Origin of the sequence: Thalassotalea castellviae (genome assembly GCF_031846185.1) — a bacterium.
Lineage (GTDB): Bacteria > Pseudomonadota > Gammaproteobacteria > Enterobacterales > Alteromonadaceae > Thalassotalea_H > Thalassotalea_H castellviae.
The window spans coordinates 1-740 of sequence record NZ_JAVRIF010000022.1 but is presented as its reverse complement, the minus strand read 5'-3'; the positions used below and the strand labels follow the sequence as shown (position 1 = coordinate 740).

General features: G+C 40.9%; 2 tRNA genes. Both read right to left on the bottom strand.

Going from position 1 to position 740, the window contains the following annotated elements:
* Positions 1-385: 385 nt before the first annotated feature.
* Positions 386-461: transfer RNA gene (locus RM573_RS17415), tRNA-Ala, on the bottom strand.
* A gap of 114 nt (positions 462-575) precedes the next feature.
* Positions 576-652, bottom strand: a tRNA-Ile gene (locus tag RM573_RS17410).
* Between the last annotated feature and the right edge of the window lie 88 nt (positions 653-740).

The following is a 740-nucleotide window of genomic DNA, read 5'->3' as shown; positions in this document are numbered from 1 at the left end:
CGAAGATTAAAAAACAAAGTACACCGTGGTGACTAAACCACAGCAATTGTAAAGTCTGACATTTTCACGTACACAAATAAATGTGTCTTGAATAAGAGTTGATAACAATAAATTGTTATCGGGTTGATAGCGTCTCCGAGGAGGAGCCACTATCACCATTATTGTTTCCCGATAAAAGAAACAACAACAGCTTGGTATTTATAATTATGTAAAAGAACGCGCGACACGCCTCTCACCATATAAATACCGGTATTTATATCAGCTTTCCAGATTGTTAAAGAATTTATCATCCACACGCATTCGGTGGTGACTTGGTTAAAAACCAAACTTAAAGTGTTTATTTAAATAACTTAAGTTTGGTCTTTCTTTTTCTTTTTTGAAGAAGTGGTGGAGCTAAGCAGGATCGAACTGCTGACCTCCTGCGTGCAAGGCAGGCGCTCTCCCAGCTGAGCTATAGCCCCTCTTGGGATACATACTAACCAACTAAAGCTTATTTTGATTTTAATCAAGGCGGTTCGTGGTGAAGTGTAGGCTTTTCTACACGAACTGCGAACCAACGCAGAGTAAAGTCAAAATGGTAGGTCTGGGCAGACTTGAACTGCCGACCTCACCCTTATCAGGGGTGCGCTCTAACCAGCTGAGCTACAGACCTATACTATAGAGTCCGAAGCTAGCATGTTTGGACTTCTTCTAATTTGTTATCAATACAATTTGTGTAGACACTCGTGAAACCCGAAGGC